Origin of the sequence: Micromonospora sp. SH-82 (assembly GCF_051132485.1) — a bacterium.
Classification (GTDB): domain Bacteria; phylum Actinomycetota; class Actinomycetes; order Mycobacteriales; family Micromonosporaceae; genus Micromonospora.
The window spans coordinates 2,521,172-2,543,933 of the sequence record NZ_CP148049.1 but is presented as its reverse complement, the minus strand read 5'-3'; the positions used below and the strand labels follow the sequence as shown (position 1 = coordinate 2,543,933).

Genomic DNA, 22,762 nt, shown 5'->3' with positions numbered 1-22,762 from the left:
CGCTCGCCGACCGTCTCACCGACGAGAACCGGCGCGGCTTCCACCTGCTCCCACTCGAGGAACAGCAGCGCCTCGCCCTCGCGGCAGCCCCTCTGGTCGAGCGGCTGTCACAGTTGGAGGCCAAGATCCGCCGGCAGGAGGAGATCGGGGAAGTCGCCAGGCGGCAGGCGCAGACCTACATCGACCCTGCCACCTGGCAACCGAACGAGAAGCTACTCCTTTTCATCGATCCGACAGCACAGAAGTTACACAGCCACGCCGAGCACGGACACGCCAGCCGTTCGGCAGCCGAGACCGAATTCATCGCCAAGAGCAAGGCGATGGGACAGCACACCAGTGAGGAAGAGACGACCCTGGACAGGTGGAACCACCTACTCAACTGGAGCCGGTTGAACCAGGAGACCTCACAGAGGCTGACAAGCCGTGGTCTGCTACCGACGACAGGAACGCCGAGGGCACCGCTGACTTCCTTCATGTCCGCCGCGAATCAGGAGGCCTTGGCCCACCGGTCGAGCCAGCAGAACGACTCTCTCGCCGCAGACGAAGCGACGCTGATCCACAACCTGATCTCCACTACCGCCGAACTCCACCAGCAGAATCGCGTCCGAGAGAAGGTCTGGAGGCACCTGCAAGACGGGAATGCCACATTCTACGAGAATCCGAACACCGAACACCGAACACCGGACATGCAGCTGATCGTGGCCACCGACCCGGCCACCAAGGAGGAGTACACGTACTCGCTGACGGGCCGCCACGGGCTACTCCCGGACCGACCTGATCTGGTGGGCACCACCCTCGCCGCAGGGCGGCACGCTGCTGCCGACCACGTGCGGGAACTGACGGCCTTCCGGGAACAGACGTGGACGGCGTTCAACCAATCGGTGCAGCGCAGACTGGAACAGTCCGGGACCACGGTCTCGGCCGACACCACGGCAGCAGCGCAGGCTCGGTCACCGCACCACCACCCGGCCCCCGATCCCACCGGCTGGACCTCGCCGGGTGTTCCGCAGGGCAACGCCACGGCACCACCTCCTCCCGTCCGGCCGGACGGGAGGAACCCGGTCGTCCCCGGCCGGACGCCCCACTGACAGCGGTGCCCCCGTGACCGCACGGCCCCTCGGGGAGAACCACCGGAGCATGGTGTCCTGAAGGCGGGGAATCACCCTTTGGCGGCCTTGGCCTCCGCCTTCGCCTGCTTCTTGTACTCGCGGACCCGGCGCAGCGACTCGCCGTCGACGATGTCGGCCACCGACCGGTACGCGTCCGGGTCCCCGTAGCCACCGGCCGCCTCCCGCCAACCCGGCGGGGTGACGCCGTACCGCTTGCCGAGCAGGGCGAGGAAGATCTGCGCCTTCTGCCTGCCGAAGCCGGGCAGGTCGGCGATGCGGGCCAGCAGTTCCCGCCCGTCGGTGACGCCGGTCCAGAGCCCCGTCGGGTCGCCGTCGTACCGGTCGACAAGCACCCGACACACCTCCTGCACCCGGGTGGCCATCGCCTTGGGGAACCGGTGCAGGGCAGGCGGGGTGGCGAAGACGGTGATCAGCGCCTCGGGGTCGTACCCGGCCAGCTCCCGGGCGTCGGGCTCGTGACCGAACCGCTGGGTCAGCACGTACGGCGACGTGAACGCCTTCTCCAGCGGGATCTGCTGGTCCAGGGTCATCCCGACCAGGAGGGCCAGCGGATCCCGGTTCAGCAGATCGTTGGCGGCCGGGTCGATCGGGAGTGAGAGAGCCATGCCCTGATCATGCCGCACCCGACAGGCACACCGGCGGACCTGCGCCGATCAGCGAGGCGATCGGGTGAACCCGGAGACACCGTCCACCGTAGAACGAGCGCCGTGAACCCTCTCCCGGGGTTAGAGGAAGCGAAGGAAGCGACATGAACTCACCGACAGCACCGGCGGATCGCCCATTCAGCGCGTACCTCACCGAGGAGAACCGACGAGGTTACGAGGATCTGCTGCCGGAGGTGCAGGAATCTGTCTCTCGTGGGTCGAGCAGTCAGCTCGCCCGGCTGGCCGGTCTGGAGCAGGAGATCGCCAGACTGAAGTCGATAGAAGCCCGCATCTTCAAGACTGACGAGCAGGGTGGTCAGGAACATGAGACCGGCTACTACCAGGAACCATTACCTCGGGGCGAAGGTGTCTACAACAATTTCTCCCACGTGGTCGCCGTCGATGGACAGAGGCGACCACAGCTGAGTTTCCTGGCGGAGGGGACCGACCAGCAGTTGACGCCGCTGGAACAGCAGTTGGTCGAAGGACTTCGCCAGAACGGCCGCCACGCCAGCACCGCCGAGATCGTGAGTCTCCACGCGGAGCATGCCACCACTCGCGGCGAGCTCAACCAGTACGTGGCGAGCCGGTTGGGCTACCCCGCCGCGAATCGTGCGGTGGCAGCCCTGAACCGTCACCTCAGCCCGGACACCAGGCAGGCGGCAGCGGAAGGACTCACCGCACAGGGGCAGGCGATCGTCGCTCGCTTGCCCCTGGTCCAGGAACTCCTCAAGACGCTCGACGACGCCGACAAGACCATCGCCGGCAAGGAGGCGGTGCAGGCTGCGGCCCTGATGCACAGCATGACGGTCGGGCCGGAGAACGCCGCCTACCGGGAGGGGCACCGACCCGAGGAGGTCGCGATGGGGATCCCTGCATTCCAGCGAATGGAACACATCGTCTTCACGATGCACGGGAGGCCGGCCAGCTACCTCGACGAGGCCGACCCGGTCGGTCTGACCTTCCGGGAGACGCTCTACGTCTCGCAGGCCCGGGACAACCACCTGCACACGTCGCGCGCGGAGATCGACACTCTACGAAGGGCCAGAGCAGAAACCCACGGTCTGCTCCAAGGCGTGGTCCAGCATCACGTGGATGCCTCCTACAGGCACCTGTCGATCCCGTCGGCCGACCGGTCGACGGCGCTCGGTACGACAGGGCCGCAGCAGGGACCCATGGCGATGCAGCAACAGGTCGCCCGGGCGGCCGGGCTGGGGCATCCGGCGCCCGTCGCGACCACGACGGCAGGCCTGCCCGCGCAGATCGGACATCCGACCCAGAGGGCGCGCGCCCTGTGAGATTCCCGGTGCTGGTCGGGTCGAACTGAGTCGGGTCGACCGCCGTAGACCGGGCATGCCCGCCCCACCACCGTCGTGGAGTGGACCGGGCACGCCCGCTACCTCACCGGAAAGGACCACCCGACCATGACCGTTACTCGCACGCCCGAGCAGCACCTCGGGAGACTCAACAGGTTCCTCGACCGGGACACCATGGCAGGACTTCAGCGGAGACTCTCCGAGCCGGAACAACTCGAAATCGCCAACCAGCCCGGCATCCTGCAACTGGTCGAGGAGGCAGCCTTGACAACGGCGGCCTATCAGCAGCAGCGGGCGATCGAGATCCGGGCCCAAGGCACCCGACAGATCGCCGGCGGCAATGCGACCTACCTGGAAGTCGACTCCCCGGAGGCGAGCCGGCACGGCGGGATCTACCGGAACCCCGACCACGTCGTGATCCTCGTGAAGGGCCACGACGTGGTCGGCAGCTACCTGGAGAACGGGGCGAGACCCGCGACCGCCGGAGAGTCGCACCTCGTCGACCTGGCCGCCGCCCGTGGGGTGAGCACCAGCCAGGCGGAGATCCAGGCCACCAGAGAGCGGCTGACGGCGAGCACCACGGCCCTGAAGGAGGCCGTCACCCGTCACGTCGCGAGCCTGCTCGGGGCGAAGGCCGCAGCGCTGCGGCCGGATGGCAGGTCCATGGCACCCGCGACGGCGGCGGCGATGCACCTCGGGCCGGGGTCGGCCGGGCCTCTGGCCCGCCCGCCCAAACGGTCGGCCACCGACGTGCCGGCGACCACCCAGCCGACCCAGGCTAAGCGCCAGCGCACCCTGTGACGCCCCGGGATCGGGCACCCCGACGAACCGCGACGTGACGTCCGCCCCACATGCGGGCTGGTCAAGTTGAGGTTAGGCTGTGCTAACTTCTAGCACCGTCCGCCGGGTTCACATCTCCCGGGAGCAGGCAGAAGGGGTTCAGCACCGTGTCCATCAACCTCCGCAGATCCACTGCGGCCATGCTCGCCCTCGGAGTGCTCTCGGCCGGTCTGGTCGCCTGCGGCTCCGGTGACGAGTCCACCGAGGCCGGCACCGGATCCGGCGACGCCGGCGACAAGCAGATCACCGTCTACAGCGGACGCAACGAGCAGTTGATCAAGCCCCTGCTGGAGAAGTTCACCCAGCAGACCGGGATCACAGTCAACGCCCGGTACGCCAACACCGCGCAGCTCGCCGCCCAACTGGTGGAGGAGGGTGACCGCTCCCCCGCCGACGTGTTCCTGGCCCAGGACGCCGGTGCCCTCGGCACCGTCTCCAAGCAGGAGATGTTCACCACCCTGCCGACGGCCACCACCGACAAGGTGCCGACCAGCTACCGGGCCGGCAACGGGCACTGGGTCGGGGTCAGCGCCCGGGCCCGGGTCCTCGTCTACCACGCCGACCAGGTGACCGAGGCGGAGCTGCCGAAGTCGGTGTTCGACCTGACCGACCCGGCGTGGAAGGGCAAGGTCGGCCTCGCCCCCACCAACGCCTCCTTCCAGGCGTTCGTCACCGCGATCACGGTCCAGCACGGTGAGGCCCGGGCCAAGGAGTTCCTGGCCGGGATGAAGGCCAACGACCCGCAGATCCGCGACGGCAACGGCAAGATCCTCGAAGACGTCCTCGCCGGGACCATTCCGGTCGGACTGGTCAACCACTACTACCTCGGCGAGATCGCCAAGGAGCAGGGGACCACGATCGACGGGCTCAAGGCCAAGCTGCACTACTTCCCCGGTGGCGACACCGGCGGCCTGGTCAACGTCGCCGGGGTCGGCGTGCTGAAGCGGGCCGCCGACAACCCGAACGCCCAGGCGTTCGTCGACTACCTGCTCGGTTCGGAGGCGCAGACCTACTTCGCCGAGCAGACCTTCGAGTACCCGGTCGTCGAGGGCGTCACCGGACCGGCCGGGGTGCCGGCCCTGGCCGACCTCCAGGTGCCCCAGATCGACCTGAACGACCTGGACAAGCTGGACTCCACCGTCGCTCTGATCAAGGAATCGGGGCTCGTGCCCTGACCACCCCGACGCACGCCCGACCAGGGCCGGACCGCAGACGCGGCCCGGCCCTGTCCGGCGTACCGGCGGGGGTCCGACGGCTGGCTCCCCGGCCCGCGCTGCTCGCGGCCTCGACCGTGGCGGTGGCCGTGGCCACCATCCCCCTGACCTACCTCGGGGTACGCACCGTCGAGGCCGGACTGGACCGGATCGTGGCGGAGGTGTGGACGGTACGGGTCGCCTCGCTGGCCCTGCGCAGCCTCGGCCTGGCCGCTGTGGTGACCATCGCCTGTGTGCTGCTCGGTGTCGGTTCGGCGTACCTGGTCACCCGGACGGACCTGCCCGCCCGGCGGGCGTTCGCGGTGCTCGCCGCGCTTCCGCTGGCCGTGCCGACCTACATCGCCGCCTTCTCCTGGGTCTCCCTGGTCGACGCGTTGGAGGGGTTCTGGCCGGCGGCGCTGGTGTTGACGCTCTGCTCGTACCCGTACGTCTTCCTGCCGGTCGCGGCCGCGCTGCGCGGCGCGGACCCGGCGCAGGAGGAGGTGTCCCGGTCGCTGGGTCGCGGTGGTTGGCAGACGTTCACGCAGGTGACGTTGCGCCAGATCCGCCCGGCCACCGCCGCCGGGGCGCTGCTCGTCGCGCTCTACGTGCTCTCCGACTTCGGTGCGGTGGCGATCCTGCGCACCGACACGTTCACCCGGGCCATCTTCGTCGCCTTCGACCTGGGCTTCGACCGGACCGGGGCGCTGGTGCTGTCCTGTGTGCTGGTGCTGCTGACAGTGCTGCTGCTGACCGGTGAGACGGTCACCCGTCGACGGGGTGCCCGGTACGCCCGGCTCGGCGGTGCCCGGCGGCCCGCCGCCCGGCTCCGGTTGGGCGTGGCCCGGTGGCCCGCCCTCGCCGCCCTCCTCGCTGTCGCCGCCCTGGCCCTGGGTGTCCCGGCGGTCAGCCTGGCCCGGCGACTGGTCGCCGGGGTGTCCCGGCCCGGGGCGCTGACCGAGGTGGCCGCCGCCGCCGGTAACTCCCTGCTCCTGGCGTCGGCCGGGGCGGCCCTGACCATGCTCCTGGCCCTGCCGCTGGGGCTGCTCATCGCCCGCGCCCCCGGGCCGTTGACCACCGTCCTGGACCGGATGGCGTACATCTCGCACGCCCTGCCCGGGGTGGTGGTCGGACTGTCGCTGATCTTCTTCGGGATCAACGTCGCGTACCCGCTCTACCAGACCACCTGGCTCCTGGCGCTCGCGTACGCCGCTCTCTTCCTGCCGTTGGCAGTGGGTTCGGTGGCCGGGGCCGCCGCCCAGGCCCCGCCGGGCCTGGAGGAGGTGGCCCGCTCCCTGGGGAAGGGGCCCTGGGGTGTGCTGCGCACCGTCACCCTTCCGCTGACCCTGCCGGGGATCGGCGCGGGTGCCGCACTGGTCTTCCTCACCGGCATGAAGGAACTCCCCGCCACCCTGCTGTTGCGCCCCACCGGCACCGACACCCTGGCCACCCAGTTGTGGACCAACACGGCGGTCGGGGCGTACGCCGCCGCGACCCCGTACGCGGCGCTGCTGGTGGCCATCTCGGCGCTGCCCACCTGGCTGCTCGTCGCCCGCAGCGGTCTGCTCGACAAGGAGGAACGCCGATGAGTCAGGTCGTGTTGACCGGGGTCGTGAAGCGGTACGGCCGGGTGACGGCACTGGACGGGGTCGACCTCACCGTCCCGGCCGGGGAGTTGACAGCCGTCCTGGGTCCCTCCGGGTGCGGTAAGACCACACTGCTGCGCTGCCTGGCCGGTTTCGAACGGCTCGACGCCGGGGAGATCACGCTCGACGGGCGACTGGTGGCCGGCGGCGGCAGACACCTGCCGGCGCACCGACGCCGCATCGCCGTGGTCCCGCAGGAGGGGGCGCTCTTCCCGCACCTGAGCGTCGCCGCCAACATCGGGTACGGCCTGGACCGGGCGGCCCGACGCGGCACCCGGGTCGACGAGGTCCTCACCCTTGTCGGCCTGGCCGGGTACGGCGACCGGATGCCGCACCAGCTCTCCGGAGGACAACAGCAGCGGGTGGCGGTGGCTCGGGCGCTGGCACCCCGGCCGTCGCTGGTCCTGCTCGACGAACCGTTCAGCGCCCTCGACGCCGGGCTGCGGGCCGGACTCCGCCAGGACATCCGGGAGGCGCTGCGGGCCGACGGGGCGACGGGCGTCCTGGTCACCCACGACCAGGGGGAGGCCCTGTCGGTGGCCGACCGGGTAGTGGTCCTGCGCTCCGGGCAGGTCGTCCAGGCCGACACCCCGACGGCGGTCTACCGGTCACCCGCCGACCCGTGGGTCGCCGGTTTCGTCGGCGACGCGGTCCTGCTCGACGCGGTCGTCGAAGCCGGTCAGGCCCGTACGGCGCTGGGTCCGATCCCGGTCGCCGGGACCGCCGCGTCGGGCCGGGTCACCGTCCTGGTCCGCCCGGAGCAGGTACGCATCGTGCCCTCCGCACGCCCGGACACCGTGTCGGCGACGGTGCTCCGCCACGACTTCCACGGCCACGACGCGCTCGTCGGACTCCGGTTGACCGACGGGACCAGGATCACCGCCCGGATCCTCGACGACGCGACAGCCGCCCCGGTGGGCACCGACGTCATGGTCCGGGTCGACGGCACCGCCCGCGCCTGGCCCGCCTGAGCCCCCCGCCTCCGGTCGGTGCGGGTCCCCGATCGGTCGCTGTCGGCGCGGGGACAGGCACGCCGCCTTGAACGCTCAGTGACCGGCAGGTCACTGGAAAGAGACCGTTGTCGATTGAACCAGAAGCGTCGACCTACCGTAACAGGGAGAACCATGCCCGCTGTGCAGCCCTGACACCTGGCAACCAGCAGGCCACCGACCCACAGCAGGCTCAGGACCGTCCCTGATCGGAGCAGCCCCTTGGACCACATGCCGGCAACCAACGAGGACTGGGTAAACGTAGCCCGTCTCAGGAATGCGCTCGACCCGGATGTTCGCGCAGTATTCGACAGCACGCCACCCAACAGCCAGGTCGCCCTCTCACGGAACGTACAGGCCCGGACCGACCTCACCAGGTGGGAACAGCTCGCAGGAGAGCCTGTGTCCGCACCGGCCAGACAGGAATTGACCGAAAGTGTACGACAGCGGGTGAACAACGGAGTACTCAAGGCATTCGGCCACCCTACGAAGTACCCGACCAACTTCGATACCGCGCGACCGACGCCGCCCAGTGGTCCCGACCCCTCGTCCGACAAGGAGATCAAGGGGGTGTGGGAACGGATGCAGCAGAGCCAGCTCCGCCCCCCGTCGATCCCGGCCCAGTCACAGGTGTCGTTCGCGGCCCAGGCATCCCTGCCGTCGACGGGGAACTCACTCGCCGGCACCTCCCCCGAAGTCCAGCGACCGAGCCAATCCTCGACCTCCCCGGCGGAGCACCACCAGCACGGCTCGGCACAGGGCCGGGGGCCGCAGCGCTCGCCGTAGGACGCCGTGCTGCCCGGTCGCACCGGTACCGTGCGGCCGGGAGCCGGGCACCCCGGTCCTGCCGCCCGGGGGTGCCCGGCCCGGTGGGCGTACTCAGCGGGGCCGGGGGCGGGCCAGACCCAGGTCGTACGCGAGGATGGTGGCCTGCACCCGGTCACGGACGCCGAGCTTGGCGAGCAGGGCGTTGACGTGGGCCTTCACCGTCCCGGTGGCCACCCCCAACTGGGCGCCGATCTCGGCGTTCGTCAGGCCGGCGGCCAGCCGGGTGAAGACCTCCCGCTCCCGCAGGGTCAGGTCGGACAGTTCGGCGGGTGCGGTCGGTGGGGCGAGGGTGCCGGTGGCGAAGGCGTCGATCAGTCGCCGGGTCACCGTCGGGGCGAGCAGTCCCTCCCCGGCGGCCACCACCCGGATCGCGGTGAGCAACTCCTCCGGCTGGGCGTCCTTGAGCAGGAACCCGGACGCCCCGGCGCGTAACGCCTGGAAGACGTAGGCGTCCAGGTCGAACGTTGTCAGCACCAGGACCCGGGGGCCGGCCGGTTCGGCGGTGAGCCGGGCGGTGGCGGTCAACCCGTCCATCCCGGGCATCCGGACGTCCATCAGCACCACGTCCGGGGCGGTCCGGGCGGCCAGGTCCAGGGCCTGGGATCCGTCGGCGGCCGTACCGACCACTGACAGGTCCGGTTCGGCGTCGACGATCGCCGCGAATCCGGCCCGGACCACCGGCTGGTCGTCCACCACCAGCACCCGGATCACGCCGGGACCCCGTCGACCCGACCGGCTCCGGGAGACCCGGCGTCGACCGGGGCAGCCACCGCACCGGCGGGGCCGGCCGTACCGGTGTCGGTGTCGGCCGTACCCGGTGCGGGTCCGGTGTTCTCGGCCGTGTCGGGGGTGGGCTCGGTGTCGACGGGGGTGCGGACCGACAGCGGTACGGGCAGGCGGGCCTGGAGCCCCGCCCGGTCGACCCGGAGCTGCCCGCCCAGGGCCTCGACCCGGGCCTGGGCGGCGGCCGACGCCACCTCGTCCATCGTCGTGCCGGTCATCGCGAGGCGTACCTCCTGGTCGTCGACGCGCAGACGGACCCCGACGTCCCCGACGGCGGCCTCCAACGCCGCCTCCACCAGCCGGTACACCGAGGTGTCCAGGGCGACGGGCAGCGGGGTGACGGTCTCCGGGCCGTCGAACGTCACCCGCCGGCCGGGGCCGCTGCGGGTGGCGCAGAGCCCGGCGATCTCAGCGGCCCCCGGCTGCGGGGCGCTCCCTGGGGAGCCCGCGTCCGGACGCAGGTCGTCGAGGAGTTCCCGCATAGCGGCGAGGGTGGCCCGCGCCTCCGTGAGGATCGCGGCGGGCGGGCCGTTGTCGGCGACGGTGACCAGCCGCCCGGCCCGGTCGAGGACTGCGGTGCGCAGCCCCTCGGCGATCCGGGCCCGTTCGGCGGCGGCGACCGCCACCGACCGGGCGGCGGTCGCCGCCAGGGCACCACCCTCCCGACTCAGGACCAGGCCCCGCCGACGACGCACCCACAGGCCCGCACCCCAGGCCGGCAGGAGCGCCACAGTCGTCGGCACCGTGAAGACGGCGACCATGAACAGCACCACCGGAACGCTCACCGGCTCACCGCCGAGCGACCCGTCGCCCGCAGCGGTGCCCAACAGGCCACCCACGAACGCCAGCGCGGCCAGTGGCACACCGAGCCAACTCACCGCCGGACGCGCGTACGCCCCGACGGCGTACACCGCCGCGAACTCCACGACCACCGCGATGAGCAGCACGAAGGTGGCCCCCGACGGCAGCCCGAACGTCAGGGCCGCCGACGGCCACAACGCGGTGGCCACGCCGACCCCGACAAGGGTCCACCAGGGCCGCTCGACCCGCCACAACAGCGGGGCGGCGTGCACCGCGCAGAGCAGCACGACGAGCGCCAGCAGCCCCGGATGCCCCAGACCGATCAGCTCCGGCTCGGTCTCCATCGACACCACCGCCGAGGCGACCGGCAACACCGTGGCGGTGGCGACCAGTCCGGTGGTGAGCAACGACGGTTGGATCGCCCCTTGGGTCGGACGGCCCGGGGTCGGGGCGGCGGCGACCGGCAACTCCGCCCGGACCCGCCAACCACCGCCGCCGGGACCGGCGGTCAGGGTGCCGCCCAGCGCGGTGGCCCGCTCCCGCATGCCCACGATGCCCCGGCCCGCACCGACGGTGGTGACGCCCGGGGTCGTCCGGCCGTCGTCGGTGACCTCGACCACCGCCACGGCACCGTCGACCGCCACCCGGACCTCCACGTCGGCGCCCCGGGCATGCCGCAGGACGTTCGTCAACGCCTCCCGGACCAGGGCGTGGACCGTCTCGGCGAGGGCGGGCGGCAGGTCGGTGAGGTGCAGGTCGAGGCGGACCGGCTGGTCGAGGCGGCGGAACCCGTCGGCGAGTTCGGCCAGTCGGGCCGCCAGGGGACGGTCGACGTCCCGGTCGCCGTCGCGCATCACCGCGACCAGCCGGTGCAGCGCGGTGAGGGTGTCCCGGCTGGTGGACGCCGCGAAGCGGAGCGCCTCTCCGACGAGTTCGGGTCGTCGCCCGGCCAGCCGCTCGGCGGCACCGACGGTCACCACGATCGAGGTCAGGTGGTGGGCGCTGACGTCGTGGAGTTCCCGGGCCAGCCGGTGACGTTCCCCCTCGGCGGCCCGTCGCAGCTCGTCGTCGGCGGCGACGAGTCGACGCGCCGCCACGGTCCGCCCAGCCAGCCAGCGCCGTCGACTGCGCCCCAACTCGGCGGCGAGCAGGTAGCCGAGGACGACGAGCACCACCTCGCCGACCCAGGACATCCCCGACCCGAGCCGGACCAGGTGCACCACCACCGCCGTGCCGGAGGCACCCGCCACCGCGAGCCAGGTGGTCCGGCCGGTGCGGTGGACGGCCACCGAGAAGAGCGCCACCAGCTCGGCGACGGCGAGCAGCCACATCTCGTCCGGCGGCACCGTCGGCTGGGCGACGGCCGACGCGGTCAGCACCACCACGACGGTCGGCACCGGGGCCCGGCGGCGCCACCCCAGCGCCAGGGCCGTCACCCCCGTCGCCACCAGGGCGACCGCCGTCGGGACGGCCGCCGGTGGGGCACCACGCAGCACCGGCAGGCCGGGCCAGAGCAGCAGCTGCCCCGCCGCCAGCGCCACCGGCAGCCACCACGTACGCACGACATTCATGACGGGTACGACCCTACGAACCGCGCACCACCACGCGCCTCCCCCGTCGGCAGGAGGTGTCCTACATCCCAGGGCAGGCCTCGGATCACCCCTCGCGCCGATTCGGCGTGTCGACCCTCGGCGCAGGATGGTCACATGATCGTCGGCGCACCGCCCGCAACCCCGTACGACCGGCTCGCCCGTACCGCCCGGCACCGGTGGTGGCGTCCCCTGGCCGGCACCCTGCTCGTCCTCGCCGCAACCGTGTTCACCGGTTGTGTGATCTTCGGGGTGGCCGCTGTGGTGGCCGAGCTGACCGGTCGGCCCACCGACGACGACGGGATCCCCGTCCTGGGTCCGGTCGCCGACACCGCACTGCTCCTCCTCGTTGTCGCCGCCGCCCTGCCGTCGACCCTGGCCGCCGCCCGGTGGGTCCAGCGCCGCCCCGCCGGGACCGTCTCCTCGGTGACGGGTCGGCTGCGCCTGCGGTGGCTGGGTGTCTGCCTGCTGGCCGCGGTGCCGCTGATCGGGGTGCTGCTGTTCGGGGCCGAACTGCTGCTGAGGCTCACCGGCCACGACGAGTCACTGACCGAACCGGCCGCCTGGGTGGGGTGGCCCGCGTTCGGGGTCGCGTTGTCGATGATCGTGCTCCTCGTGCCGTTCCAGGCCGCCGCCGAGGAGTACGTCTTCCGGGGCTGGCTGCCACAGGCCGTCGGGGCGTACCTGGCGAACCCGTGGCCGGGGATCGTGCTCTCCGCCCTGCTCTTCTCCGCCCTGCACGGCTACGGCACCCCGTGGGGCTTCGCCGAGCTGACGGTAATGGGGCTGCTGATGGGATGGCTGACCCGGCGTACCGGTGGACTGGAGGCCGCTGTCGCACTGCACGTGGTCAACAACGTGCTCGCGTTCGCCCTGACGGCGGCGTACGGCGGGCTGGGCGCGACGGAGACGATGGCCGACGCGCCCTGGCAGGTGGTGGCGGTCAGCGTGCCGGTGCTGGTGACGTACACGGTGCTGGTGGACCGGCTCGCCGGTCGCCGTGCGGTGGCGACGGTGACCGCCGCGCCGCCGGTCCCGGTGGCCCCCGGGCCGTACCTGGCGACCGGGCCGCGCTGAGCCGTCGGCGTGGGCGGTGCCGGACGGCCGGGGCGCAACAGGGAGGATGGCGTGGTGGACCACGACGACATGCTGTTCTCCCCCGCCGGGGTCGAGGCGCTGCGCACCGCGCTGACCCGGGCCGGCTACACCTCGCACGGGATCGCCGCCCGGCTCGGCGCGGCGGCCACCGCCGGGGTGGCCCGCAACGACTTCCGGGCCGCCCTGCGGGCGACCGAGGAACGCGATCCGCTGGCCACCCTGATCCGGTTGTTCGTCTGTGAGCAGGTCGAGCCGGAGCCGGCCGTCGCCGCCGCCCTGGCCCCGCTCCCGCTGGCCGAGGCGCTCGACGCCGGCCTGGTCGAGCGGCACGGCGACGGTCTGCGGATGGGGCTGGACCTGGAGCCCTACGGGGACGGGTGGTGGCTGCTCTCCGACGTGCCGGCCAGTGCCCGGCCCGGGCTGCCGCTGCCCGCCGAGCACGTCCTGGGCGTCGGCGGGGCGACCCAGACCCTGACCGGGGCCACCGTCCGACGGCCGGTGGAGACCGCGCTCGACCTGGGCACCGGGTCGGGTGCGCAGGCGTTGCACCTGTCCGCCCACGCCCGCCGGGTCACCGCCACCGACGTCTCGGCCCGGGCGCTGCGCTTCGCCGCCACCACCGCCGCGCTCAACGGCCTGGAGTGGGAGCTGCTCGCCGGTGACCTGGTCGCGCCGGTCGCCGGACGCCGGTTCGACCTGGTGGTGAGCAATCCGCCGTTCGTGGTCGGCCCGGGCACCACCACCCACGTCTACCGCGACTCCGGTCGGGTCGGCGACGCGGTCGGTGCCGAGCTGGCCGCGGCCGCGCCGGGGCTGCTCACCGAGGGCGGCACCATGCAGTACCTGGCGAACTGGGTGCACGTCACCGGGGAGGACTGGGGGGAGCGGGTGTCCGGTTGGTTCACCGGCACCGGCCTGGACGCCTGGGTCGTGCAACGGGAGGTCGCCGACCCGATGGCGTACGTGGACCTGTGGCTGTCCGACGCCGGCCAGGCCGGTGACCCGCAGCGGGCCGCCGCCTGGCTGGACTGGTTCGACGAACACCGGATCGAGGCGGTCGGGTTCGGCATCGTCTCGGTGCGTCGCGGTGGGCACGACGACCCGGTGGTCCGGGTCGAGGACCTGCGGCAGCGGGTCGAGCAGCCGATGGGCGACCGGGTCGGCGAGTGGTTCGACAGGCAGGACTTCCTCCGGGTACGCGACACCGACGGGCTGCTCGCCCAGCGCTATCGGGCCGCCGACGGGCTCCAGCTCCGGCAGGAGGCCACCATGGGCGACGAGGGCTGGGCGGTGGACCGGCAGGTGCTCGCCATGCCGCACGGTCTGCGCTGGACCGAGGAGATCGATCCGTTGGTCCTGGCGCTGGTCGGCGGGGCCGACGGTGAGGTGCCGCTGCGGGACCAGCTCGCGTTGCTCGCCGCCGCGCACGACGTGGCGGTCGACGAACTCGCCGAGGCCGCCGGGCCGATCGTGGCGCACCTGGTGGAGCGGGGCATCGTGGAACCGGTGGTCGGCTGATGCGGGCACTGGTGCAGACCGTGGGGCGGGCCGGTGTGACAGTCGACGGCGAGGTGGTCGGGTCGATCGACGACGGCCTGCTGGTCCTGCTCGGGGTGACCCACTCGGACACCGAGCAGGTGGCGCAGACGATGGCCCGCAAGCTGCACGAGCTGCGCATCCTCGACGAGGACCGGTCGGCGGCCGACACCGGCGCCCCGTTCCTGGTGGTCAGCCAGTTCACCCTGTACGGCGACGCCCGCAAGGGTCGTCGGCCGAGCTGGACCGCCGCCGCCCCCGCCGAGGTCGCCGAGCCGCTCGTCGAGGCCGTCGTCACGGCCCTGCGGGCCCGGGGCGCGACCGTCGAGACCGGGCGGTTCCGCACCCACATGCTCGTGGAGAGCGTCAACGTCGGCCCCCGCACCCTGCTGCTCGACCTCTGAGTCCCCCGGTCCCGGGGTCGGGTCGACGCCGGGGAGGGTCAGAAGAACAGGCCCCGGGACTGGAGGGACTGGCGCAGCCAGCCGTCGAGGTGGGCCGTCCAGTCGGTACGGTCCACTGTGGCGTGGTCGACGGTGAGGCGACCGAAGGCGTCCCGCCCCTCGGTGAGCAGCCCACCCCGCTTGTCCAGCTCCAGGATCACCTCGGTCCGGTGCGGGTCGGAGACGAACGTGACCTCCAACTGGTTGATCGCCCGGGCGTACTGCGGCGCCGGGTAGAACTCGATCTCCTGGTAGAACGGCAGGGTCTGGTGCACCCCGTAGATGTGACCCCGTTCCACGTCGGCGCGGGCGAACCGGAAGCCCAGCCTGACGAAGGCGTCCAGGATCCGTTCCTGGGCCGGCAGCGGGTGCACCGAGACCGGGTCCAGGTCGGAGGAGTCGACTGCCCGGGCCACCTCCAGTTCGGTCCGCAGACCCATCGTCATCCCGTGCAGGTGCTGGCCGTACAGCACTGTCACCGGGGTCTCCCACGGCACGTCGAAGCGGAACGGGATGTCGTAGCGCTGGCCGGGGGCGAGGGGGAACGCGCCGGTGATGTGCTGGCGGTGGAACTCCTGGTTGCTCTGGTACTCGTTGTCACCGCTCTCCACCTCGACCCGGGTCTGCAGTCCGAGGGAGACGTACGAGATGTCCACCTGGTGCTCGCCGCCGAGGATCTGGACCCGCCCCTCCACCTGACCGCCGGGACGGCAGTTCGGGTTCGCCAGGACGGTCTCCACCTGCGGACCACCCACCCCCATCGCCTGCATGAGCCGTCTGAAGACCATGAAGCCCTCTCCTCGCCTGCGCACCGACCGACCACGATGGTCGCCGATGGCACGGTAACCGACCCCACCAAGGGTTTCTGACCTGGTCCGACGGGCGTCGGCGAGGTACCGTGTCGGCAACACCCGGTGGTACGGCGGCATCGTGGTCCTCGGATTCCTGTCGGGTCCCCGATCGCCTCACTCCCGTTTCACGTCCTTCCCGCCAAGCTGTTCGTCACCGGTGCCACCAGGTGGCCCGGTAAGCGGCACAGAAGTCGACGCGGGGAGACGACGGAGATGGCCCAGCAGATGATCGAGCAGCAGCACAGTCCGACCACCGACACCCTCACCGACCTGGACGCCACCGACGAGCGTGGTGTCTCCACAGACCTGGTTCGGGCGTACCTCAACGGGATCGGCCGGACCAAGCTGCTCACCGCGGCGCAGGAGGTCGACCTCGCCAAGCGGATCGAGGCAGGGCTGTTCGCCGAGGAGAAGCTGACCACCTGCACCCCCGTCTCGCCCACCCTCCGGGCCGAACTCGACGTCGTCGCGGCCGAGGGCCGCGCCGCCAAGGACCACCTCCTCGAGGCGAACCTGCGCCTGGTGGTGAGCATCGCCAAGCGGTACACCGGCCGTGGGATGGCCTTCCTCGACCTGATCCAGGAGGGCAACCTCGGTCTGATCCGGGCGGTCGAGAAGTTCGACTACGCCAAGGGCTACAAGTTCTCCACCTACGCCACCTGGTGGATCCGGCAGGCCATCACCCGGGCCATGGCCGACCAGGCCCGCACCATCCGCATCCCGGTGCACATGGTCGAGCAGGTCAACAAGATGGTCCGGGCCCGGCGGGAACTGTCGGTGACGCTCGGCCGGGAGCCCACCGTCGCCGAGGTCGCCGTCGCGATGGACGTGCCCGAGTTCCAGGTCATCGAGCTGATATCCTACGACCGGGAGCCGGTCAGCCTGGACCAGGCGGTCGGCGAGGACGGCGAGAGCGCCCTGGGTGACTTCGTCGCCGCCGTCGACCCCCGTGACGAGGCGGGTGAGGGTGCCGCCGGGGGTGAGCTCCGCAACGAGGTGAGCGTCGTGCTCGCCACCCTCTCCAAGCGCGAGCAGGCCGTGATCCGGCTCCGGTTCGGCCTCGACGACGGCCGCCAGCGCACCCTGGACGAGGTGGGCCGCGAGTTCGGCCTCTCCCGGGAGCGGATCCGGCAGATCGAGAAGGTCACCCTGCTGAAGCTGCGGGCACCGGAGCGGGCCCAGCGCCTGGAGGCGTACGCCTGCTGACCTCCCCGCCGACGACCGGCGACGAGAGCTGTACCGGCGAATCAAGGCCCCGGTGGTTCACCGGGGCCTTCCGCCTGCGTCCGGTTCCGACGACCCGGGTCGGTGCCCCCTGCGGTCCGGGTGGGAGACGAGTGGGTCAGAGTCGGCGGGGCCCGGTGTCGGGGCGGGCCACGGCGGCCCCGGTGCGGACCGTGGCGTGCAGGATCGCGTACCCGTCGGGGCGGGCCAGGACCGGGTTGAGGGTCAGCGAACGGACCCGGGGCTGGTCGTCGGCGAGCCGCCCGACCCGCAGCAGCAGGTCGGCGAGGGCCGCCCGGTCCACCGGGGCGGCACCCCGATGCCCGCGTAGCAGCGGAGACGCCCGTGGCTCGTCGACCAACTCCAGGGCGTCCCGGTCGGTCAGCGGCACCGCCCGCCAGGCCCGGTCACCGAGCAGCTCCGTGGCCACGCCACCCAGCCCGAACCCGACCACCGGCCCGAAGGCCGGATCCTCCACCACCTCGACCACGCACGGCACGCCCGGCGGGACCATCGCCTGGACCAGCACGTCCGCACCGAAGGCCACAGCCAACTCCGCGTACGCCCGACGCACCGCCGCCGGGTCGGCCAGGTCCAGGCGGACCGCACCCAGGTCGAGCCGGTGCCGCAGGCCGGGTGCGGCGGCCTTCAGGACCACCGGACAGCCGAGCCGGTCGACGGCGGCCAGAACCTCGTCGAGGGTACGAGCCGACACCGAGTCGACCACGTCGATGCCGTACGCGGCGAGCAGGGGACGGGTCGGGTGGTCACCGGCGGCCCGGATCGCCGCCTCCCCGGCCGCCGGGTCCACCCGGGACAGGTCGGGGACGACCCCCGGTTCCCGGCTCCGCCACCGCGCGTACGTGCTGACCCGGGCCAGGGCCCGGACCGCCTCCTCGACGCTGGGGTACGCCGGCACCCCCGCCGGCAGCCGCCCGACCGGCAACGTTCCGGCCAGGAAGGTCGCCACCGCCGGTTTCCCGGTGCTCGACACGGCGGGCAGCGCGGCGGCGAAGTCACCGGCCCCGTCGGTGGGCTGACCGGGCAGGGGCGGGGCGCACACGGCGACCAGGGCGTCGACCCCCTCGTCGGCCGCCGCCTCGGCGATGGCCACCGCGAACTCCCCCGCCCCGGCCTGCGGCCCCACGTCGGTGGGGTATCCGGCGGCGACGGTCAGCCCCTGGGCGGCGCAGGCGGTCGCGGCGAGGCCGGTCAGGGCGGAGGAGTTGCCGACGACGCCGACCCGGGAACCGGCCGGCAGGGGTTGGTCGGCCAGGAGCAGGCCGACGTCGAGCAGCTCGGCGACGGTGTCCACCCGGATCACCCCGGACTGGGCGAACAGCGCGCTGACCGCCTCGGTGTCCGGCCCCGGGTTCTCCCCCACCCCCGGTGACCGGGCCGGTGAGGCGAGCGCCACCACCGGCTTGCTCCGGCCGATCCCCCGGGCCAGCCGGGCGAACTTGCGGGGGTTGCCGAACGTCTCCAGGTACAACATGATCACGTCGGTGCCCGGGTCGGCCTGCCAGAACTGGAGCAGGTCGTTGCCGGAGACGTCGGCCCGGTTTCCGGCCGAGACGAAACTGGACAGGCCCAGTCCACGCCGGTGCGCCTCGGCCAGCAACGCCACAGCGAACGTACCGGACTGACTGAAGATGCCGACCGGTCCGGGATTCGGCAGGACCGGAGCCAGGGTGGCGTTGAGGCGTACCGCCGGGTCGGTGTTCGCCACGCCGAGGCAGTTCGGGCCGACCACCCGCATCCCGGCGGCGTGGGCGGCCCGGACCACGGTCCGCTGCGCCGCCGCACCGTCCGGTCCCGCCTCGGCGAACCCGGCCGAGACCACCACCAGACCGTGTGCCCCGGCGGCGGCCGCGTCGGCCACCACCGCCGAGGCCGCCTCCGGCGGGACCGCGACCACCGCCAGATCCACAGGCAGGCCGGCGTCGGCCGCCGACGGGTACGCCGGCAGTCCGGCGACGCTCGACGCGCTGCGGTGCACCGGCACGATCGCGCCGGTGAAACCCCCGTCCCGCAGGTGTCCGAGCAGTGCCGCACCCACCCCCTGACCGGTGGCGCTGGCCCCGTACACGGCGACACCCCGGGGGGCGAGCAGCCGGGCGATCGAACGGGCCTCGGTCCGGTGCTCCCGACCCCGCTGCACCTCGAGGGTCTGCTCGGTCGGGGCGATCGGGAAGCTGAGGTGGACCACCCCGTCGGCGAACTGCCGCTGGACCTGGTAGCCGAAGTCGGCGAAGACCCGCAGCATCGCCCCGTTGGCCGGGAGCACCTCGGCGACGAAGCTCGCCACGTCGACCTGCCGGGCCGCGTCGGCGAGGTGTTCCAGCAGGACCGAACCGATCCCCCGCCCCTGGAAGGCGTCCTCGACCACGAACGCCACCTCCGCCTCCGGGTCCTGCGGGCCGAGCCGCTCGTACCTGCCGACGGCGACGATCCGGTCACCGGCCAGCACCACCAGCGCCTCCCGGTCGCGGTGGTCCACTGTCACGAACCGGTCCAGGTCCCGCTGCGGGATACGCGGGTACGCCGAGAAGTACCGCAGGTAACGGGTGCGCTCGGAGAACCGCGAGTGCATCGCCACGATCCCCGGCGCGTCCCGAGGGTGGATCTGTCGTAGCTGGACCGTCGTACCGTCGCTGAGCAGCACGTCGACCGGGTAGGCCCGGGTCACGACCGCCTCCCTCCGCTGTCGCCGCCGGCCGGTCGGCCCACCCGCGTACGGCCTCGGGTTCAGTCCCGCGGGTCGTGCGGGTCCAGACCGAGCAGGGGGAACACCGCCTTGCGGGTGGCCGCGACAGCCCGGTCAACCGGGTCCGGTTCCCCCGTCGGCTGCCACGGCCTGTGCGTCGGGTCGACGTCGTCGGTCATCCGCAGCGGGACCTCCCGACCGGGCCGACGGGCGGCGGCCAGTTCCCGCCAGGCCGGTGGGGTCGGGGTGGCCGGGGTCAGCGGCTCCCCGGTGGCCACGGCCAGCAGATGGGTCCAGGCTCGGGGCACCACCTCGACCAGGGCGTACCCCCCGCCGCCGGTGGCCACCCACCGACCGTCGCAGAGTTCGTCGGCGAGCGCCCGCAGGGCCAGGTAGGTGGCGCGTTGACCGTCCACGGACAGGTTCAGGTCGGCCAGCGGATCGATCCGGTGGGCGTCGGCACCGCACTGGGTGACGAGCACCTGCGGCCGGAACGCCCGCAACACCGACGGGACGACGGCGTGGAAGGCCCGCTGCCACCCGGGATCGCCGGTGCCCGGTGGCAACGCCACGTTCACCGCCGATCCGGCCGCCTCCGGGCCGCCGGTCTCGTCGGGGAAACCGGTGCCGGGGAAGAGCGCGAGTGGGGTCTCGTGCAGGCTGATCGTGAGCACCCGGGGGTCGTTCCAGAAGACCTCCTGGACCCCGTCGCCGTGGTGCACGTCGACGTCGACGTACGCGATCCGTTCGGCCCCCAGGTCGAGCAGGCGGGCGATCGCCACCGCCGGGTCGTTGTAGACACAGAACCCGGCGGCCCGGTCGGGCATGGCGTGGTGCAGCCCTCCGGCGACGTTCACCGCCCGCCGGGCCTCGCCACGCCACACCGCCTCGGCGGCGGCCACACTGGCCCCGGCGACCAACGCACTGGACTCGTGCATCCCGGGGAAGACCGGATTGTCCGAGGTGCCCAGGCCGTACCCGGCGAAGAGCGGGTCGTTGGGGGCGGCCCGTACCGCGTCGAGGTAGTCGGCGGTGTGCACCCGGGTGAGCAGGGCGTCGTCGGCGGGTCGCGGACGGACCAGGCGTACCCCCGGGCGGTCCAGGACGCCGAGCTCGCGGGCGAGCGCGACTGTCAGCTCGACCCGGACCGGGTCGAGCGGGTGATCACCGAGGTCGTAGGCGAGCAGGGACTCGTCCCACACCACCACAGTCTCGTCCGACATCAGGCCATCGTCGCACGTCGGACCGACGTCCACCGGGCGGCGCGGGCACCGAGCGGCCGCGACACCGGTCAGCCGGGCTGCGGCCCGGTCGCCACCGGGCGTCCCGGATCGGCGATCCAGTTGCTCCACGACCCGACGTAGAGCGCGGCGTCCGGCCGCCCCGCGAGGTGCAGGGCGAGGACGGCCTGGGCGGCGGTCACCCCCGAACCGCAGTACGCCCCGACCCGGCGGCCCGGCTCCACCCCCGCCTCGGCGAACCGCAGTCGCAGGTCGTCGGTGGACGGGTACCGGCCGTCTGCACCGACCAGAGCGGTGGCGGGCAGGTTCACCGCCCCGGGTACGTGACCGGCGACGTGGTCGATCGGCTCGGTCTCCCCCCGGTACCGGGCGGCGGCCCGCACGTCGAGGAGCACCCCCGGCGCGGCGCCCCGGGCCGGGTCGGTCTGCGCCCCGCCGACCGGGTCGGTCTGCGATCCGGCGGACGGGTCGGTCTGCGCCCCGCCGGACGGGTTCACGAGGCGGACGACCTGGTCCGGGTCGAGGACCGGCAGTCCGCCCGGGTCGACCACCACGTCCCCCGGAGTCGGGGCGGGCGGATCGGTGTCGGTGGGCAGCCCGGCCCCGACCCAGGCGGGCCAGCCGCCGTGCAGCACCCGGACCGCCCGGTGCCCCGCCCAGCGCAGCGTCCACCAGGCTCGGGCGGCGGCCATCCCGTCGCCCCCGTCGTACACCACCACGGGGTGACCGGCCCGGACCCCGGCGGCCCGGAGAACGGCCTGGAGGGTGTCGGGGTCGGGCAACGGATGCCGACCGGCCGGGCCGGGCGGCCCGCAGAGGTCCGCGTCCAGATCGAGGAAGACGGCACCGGGCAGATGACCGGCGGCGTGGTCGCCCCGCCCGGACGGACCGGACAGCCGCCACCTGACGTCGAGCAGCGTGGGCGGGTCGGGCCGAGCCCACTCGGCGGCGAGACGGTCCGGCTCGACGAGCGGGTTCGCGGATTCGGGCATGCCGCCCAGTCAACACCATCGGGGCAGCTGACGGCGGTTCGACAGAGGCCGTTCGGCGGCCGTCGGGGTAGCATCGGCCACGGAAACCGCTGGCGTGGAGTGTGACCTCGTCGACACGACCGAGGGTCGACACCTTCGTCGCCAGGAAGGGATGAAGGTGTCTAAAACCGATCTAGTCGATACGACCGAAATGTACCTGCGCACCATCCTCGAACTGGAGGAGGAGGGTGTACCGCCGCTGCGCGCCCGGATCGCCGAACGGTTGCGGCAGAGCGGACCCACTGTCAGCCAGACCGTGGCCCGGATGGAGCGCGACGGACTGCTCACCGTCGAGGGCGACCGGCACCTGACCCTCACCGACCAGGGCCGCACCAGCGCGGTCGCGGTGATGCGCAAGCACCGGCTGGCCGAACTCCTGCTGGTCAACGTGATCGGGATGCCCTACGAGGAGGCCCACGAGGAGGCCTGCCGGTGGGAGCACGTGATGAGCGACGCCGTCGAGCAGCGGGTGTACGACCTGCTCAACCGGCCTACCCGGTCGCCGTACGGCAACCCGATCCCGGGACTGGAGGAGCTGGGTAGCGCGGGAACTCCCGACGTCCCCGGCAACGACAGCGAACGCAACCTCGCCTTCCCCGGCCTCACCGGGGCGGTGGTGGTCCGACGGATCTGCGAGAGCGTCCAGACCGACTCCGACGTGCTCCGGCAACTGCACGCCGCCGGCGTCGACCCCGGTGCCACAGTCAACGTCGTCCAGGAGCGCGACGGCGTCTCCATCGACCGCTCCGGTGACCGGGTCCGGTTGCCCCGAGAGGTCGCCTCCCGGGTGTTCGTAGCCGCCGGCTGACCGTACGCCCACCCGACCCACGCCGGTCGGCCGGTCACCCCGGTCGACCGGCGGCGGCGTCGAC

General features: G+C 72.7%; 18 protein-coding genes. 11 read left to right on the top strand and 7 right to left on the bottom strand.

What is annotated here, in order from left to right:
- Window positions 1–113 precede the first annotated feature (113 nt).
- Entirely contained in the window at window positions 114–1,088 is a 975-nt protein-coding gene (locus tag WHN02_RS11725) for a hypothetical protein (protein ID WP_434743342.1), read from the top strand.
- Between the two features lie 71 nt (window positions 1,089–1,159).
- On the opposite strand, the gene WHN02_RS11720 is transcribed toward WHN02_RS11725, so the two are convergent.
- On the bottom strand, window positions 1,160–1,735 hold the full coding sequence (locus WHN02_RS11720; protein WP_434743341.1) for an HhH-GPD-type base excision DNA repair protein: 576 nt from the start codon (window positions 1,733–1,735) through the stop codon (window positions 1,160–1,162).
- Between the two features lie 143 nt (window positions 1,736–1,878).
- On the opposite strand from WHN02_RS11720, the gene WHN02_RS11715 reads away from it, so the two are divergent.
- From WHN02_RS11715 to WHN02_RS11695, 5 genes are all read left to right on the top strand, one after another.
- Window positions 1,879–3,072, top strand: coding sequence for a hypothetical protein (locus WHN02_RS11715; RefSeq protein WP_434743340.1), 1,194 nt, complete (start codon window positions 1,879–1,881; stop codon window positions 3,070–3,072).
- 126 nt (window positions 3,073–3,198) lie between these two features.
- Window positions 3,199–3,891, top strand: coding sequence for a hypothetical protein (locus WHN02_RS11710; RefSeq protein WP_434743339.1), 693 nt, complete (start codon window positions 3,199–3,201; stop codon window positions 3,889–3,891).
- A 179-nt stretch (window positions 3,892–4,070) separates the two neighbouring features.
- Entirely contained in the window at window positions 4,071–5,105 is a 1,035-nt protein-coding gene (locus WHN02_RS11705) for an iron ABC transporter substrate-binding protein (RefSeq protein WP_434743923.1), read from the top strand.
- Window positions 5,106–5,155: 50 nt separating this feature from the next.
- Window positions 5,156–6,712 (top strand): ABC transporter permease, encoded by a 1,557-nt coding sequence (locus WHN02_RS11700; RefSeq protein WP_434743922.1) that lies wholly within the window; start codon window positions 5,156–5,158, stop codon window positions 6,710–6,712.
- Window positions 6,709–7,740, top strand: coding sequence for an ABC transporter ATP-binding protein (locus WHN02_RS11695; protein ID WP_434743338.1), 1,032 nt, complete (start codon window positions 6,709–6,711; stop codon window positions 7,738–7,740). The genes WHN02_RS11700 and WHN02_RS11695 overlap by 4 nt, the downstream gene beginning before the upstream one ends.
- 897 nt (window positions 7,741–8,637) lie before the next feature.
- Here WHN02_RS11695 and WHN02_RS11690 read toward each other — a convergent pair.
- Both WHN02_RS11690 and WHN02_RS11685 read right to left on the bottom strand, forming a co-directional pair.
- Window positions 8,638–9,297 (bottom strand): response regulator, encoded by a 660-nt coding sequence (locus WHN02_RS11690; RefSeq protein WP_434743337.1) that lies wholly within the window; start codon window positions 9,295–9,297, stop codon window positions 8,638–8,640.
- Window positions 9,294–11,741 (bottom strand): histidine kinase, encoded by a 2,448-nt coding sequence (locus tag WHN02_RS11685; RefSeq protein WP_434743336.1) that lies wholly within the window; start codon window positions 11,739–11,741, stop codon window positions 9,294–9,296. Before WHN02_RS11685 ends, WHN02_RS11690 begins: the two co-directional genes overlap by 4 nt.
- Window positions 11,742–11,876: 135 nt before the next feature.
- Here WHN02_RS11685 and WHN02_RS11680 point away from each other — a divergent pair, with 135 nt between their 5' ends.
- Genes WHN02_RS11680 through dtd form a run of 3 tightly spaced genes read left to right on the top strand, consistent with a single transcriptional unit; the run spans window position 11,877 to window position 14,797 of the window.
- Window positions 11,877–12,836: a lysostaphin resistance A-like protein gene (locus tag WHN02_RS11680; RefSeq protein WP_434743335.1), complete on the top strand. Its 960-nt coding sequence runs from the start codon at window positions 11,877–11,879 to the stop codon at window positions 12,834–12,836.
- 54 nt (window positions 12,837–12,890) lie between these two features.
- The gene (locus tag WHN02_RS11675) at window positions 12,891–14,375 is read left to right on the top strand and encodes a DUF7782 domain-containing protein (RefSeq protein ID WP_434743921.1); all 1,485 of its coding nucleotides are present in this window, start codon (window positions 12,891–12,893) and stop codon (window positions 14,373–14,375) included.
- Entirely contained in the window at window positions 14,375–14,797 is a 423-nt protein-coding gene (dtd, locus tag WHN02_RS11670) for a D-aminoacyl-tRNA deacylase (RefSeq protein WP_434743334.1), read from the top strand. The genes WHN02_RS11675 and dtd overlap by 1 nt, the downstream gene beginning before the upstream one ends.
- Window positions 14,798–14,835: 38 nt before the next feature.
- Here dtd and WHN02_RS11665 read toward each other — a convergent pair whose 3' ends face one another.
- The gene (locus WHN02_RS11665) at window positions 14,836–15,624 is read right to left on the bottom strand and encodes a sporulation protein (RefSeq protein ID WP_434743333.1); all 789 of its coding nucleotides are present in this window, start codon (window positions 15,622–15,624) and stop codon (window positions 14,836–14,838) included.
- Between the two features lie 276 nt (window positions 15,625–15,900).
- Between WHN02_RS11665 and sigB the strand changes: the two genes are divergently transcribed.
- On the top strand, window positions 15,901–16,893 hold the full coding sequence (gene sigB, locus WHN02_RS11660; protein WP_434743332.1) for an RNA polymerase sigma factor SigB: 993 nt from the start codon (window positions 15,901–15,903) through the stop codon (window positions 16,891–16,893).
- A gap of 136 nt (window positions 16,894–17,029) precedes the next feature.
- Here sigB and WHN02_RS11655 read toward each other — a convergent pair whose 3' ends face one another.
- The 3 genes from WHN02_RS11655 to WHN02_RS11645 form a co-directional block, all read right to left on the bottom strand.
- The gene (locus tag WHN02_RS11655; RefSeq protein WP_434743331.1) at window positions 17,030–19,600 is read right to left on the bottom strand and encodes a GNAT family N-acetyltransferase; all 2,571 of its coding nucleotides are present in this window, start codon (window positions 19,598–19,600) and stop codon (window positions 17,030–17,032) included.
- 59 nt (window positions 19,601–19,659) lie between these two features.
- Window positions 19,660–20,841 (bottom strand): acetoin utilization protein AcuC, encoded by a 1,182-nt coding sequence (locus WHN02_RS11650; RefSeq protein ID WP_434743330.1) that lies wholly within the window; start codon window positions 20,839–20,841, stop codon window positions 19,660–19,662.
- 68 nt (window positions 20,842–20,909) lie between these two features.
- The gene (locus WHN02_RS11645; protein WP_434743329.1) at window positions 20,910–21,851 is read right to left on the bottom strand and encodes a sulfurtransferase; all 942 of its coding nucleotides are present in this window, start codon (window positions 21,849–21,851) and stop codon (window positions 20,910–20,912) included.
- Window positions 21,852–22,002: 151 nt separating this feature from the next.
- Between WHN02_RS11645 and WHN02_RS11640 the strand changes: the two genes are divergently transcribed.
- Window positions 22,003–22,698 (top strand): metal-dependent transcriptional regulator, encoded by a 696-nt coding sequence (locus tag WHN02_RS11640; protein ID WP_434743328.1) that lies wholly within the window; start codon window positions 22,003–22,005, stop codon window positions 22,696–22,698.
- Window positions 22,699–22,762 lie beyond the last annotated feature (64 nt).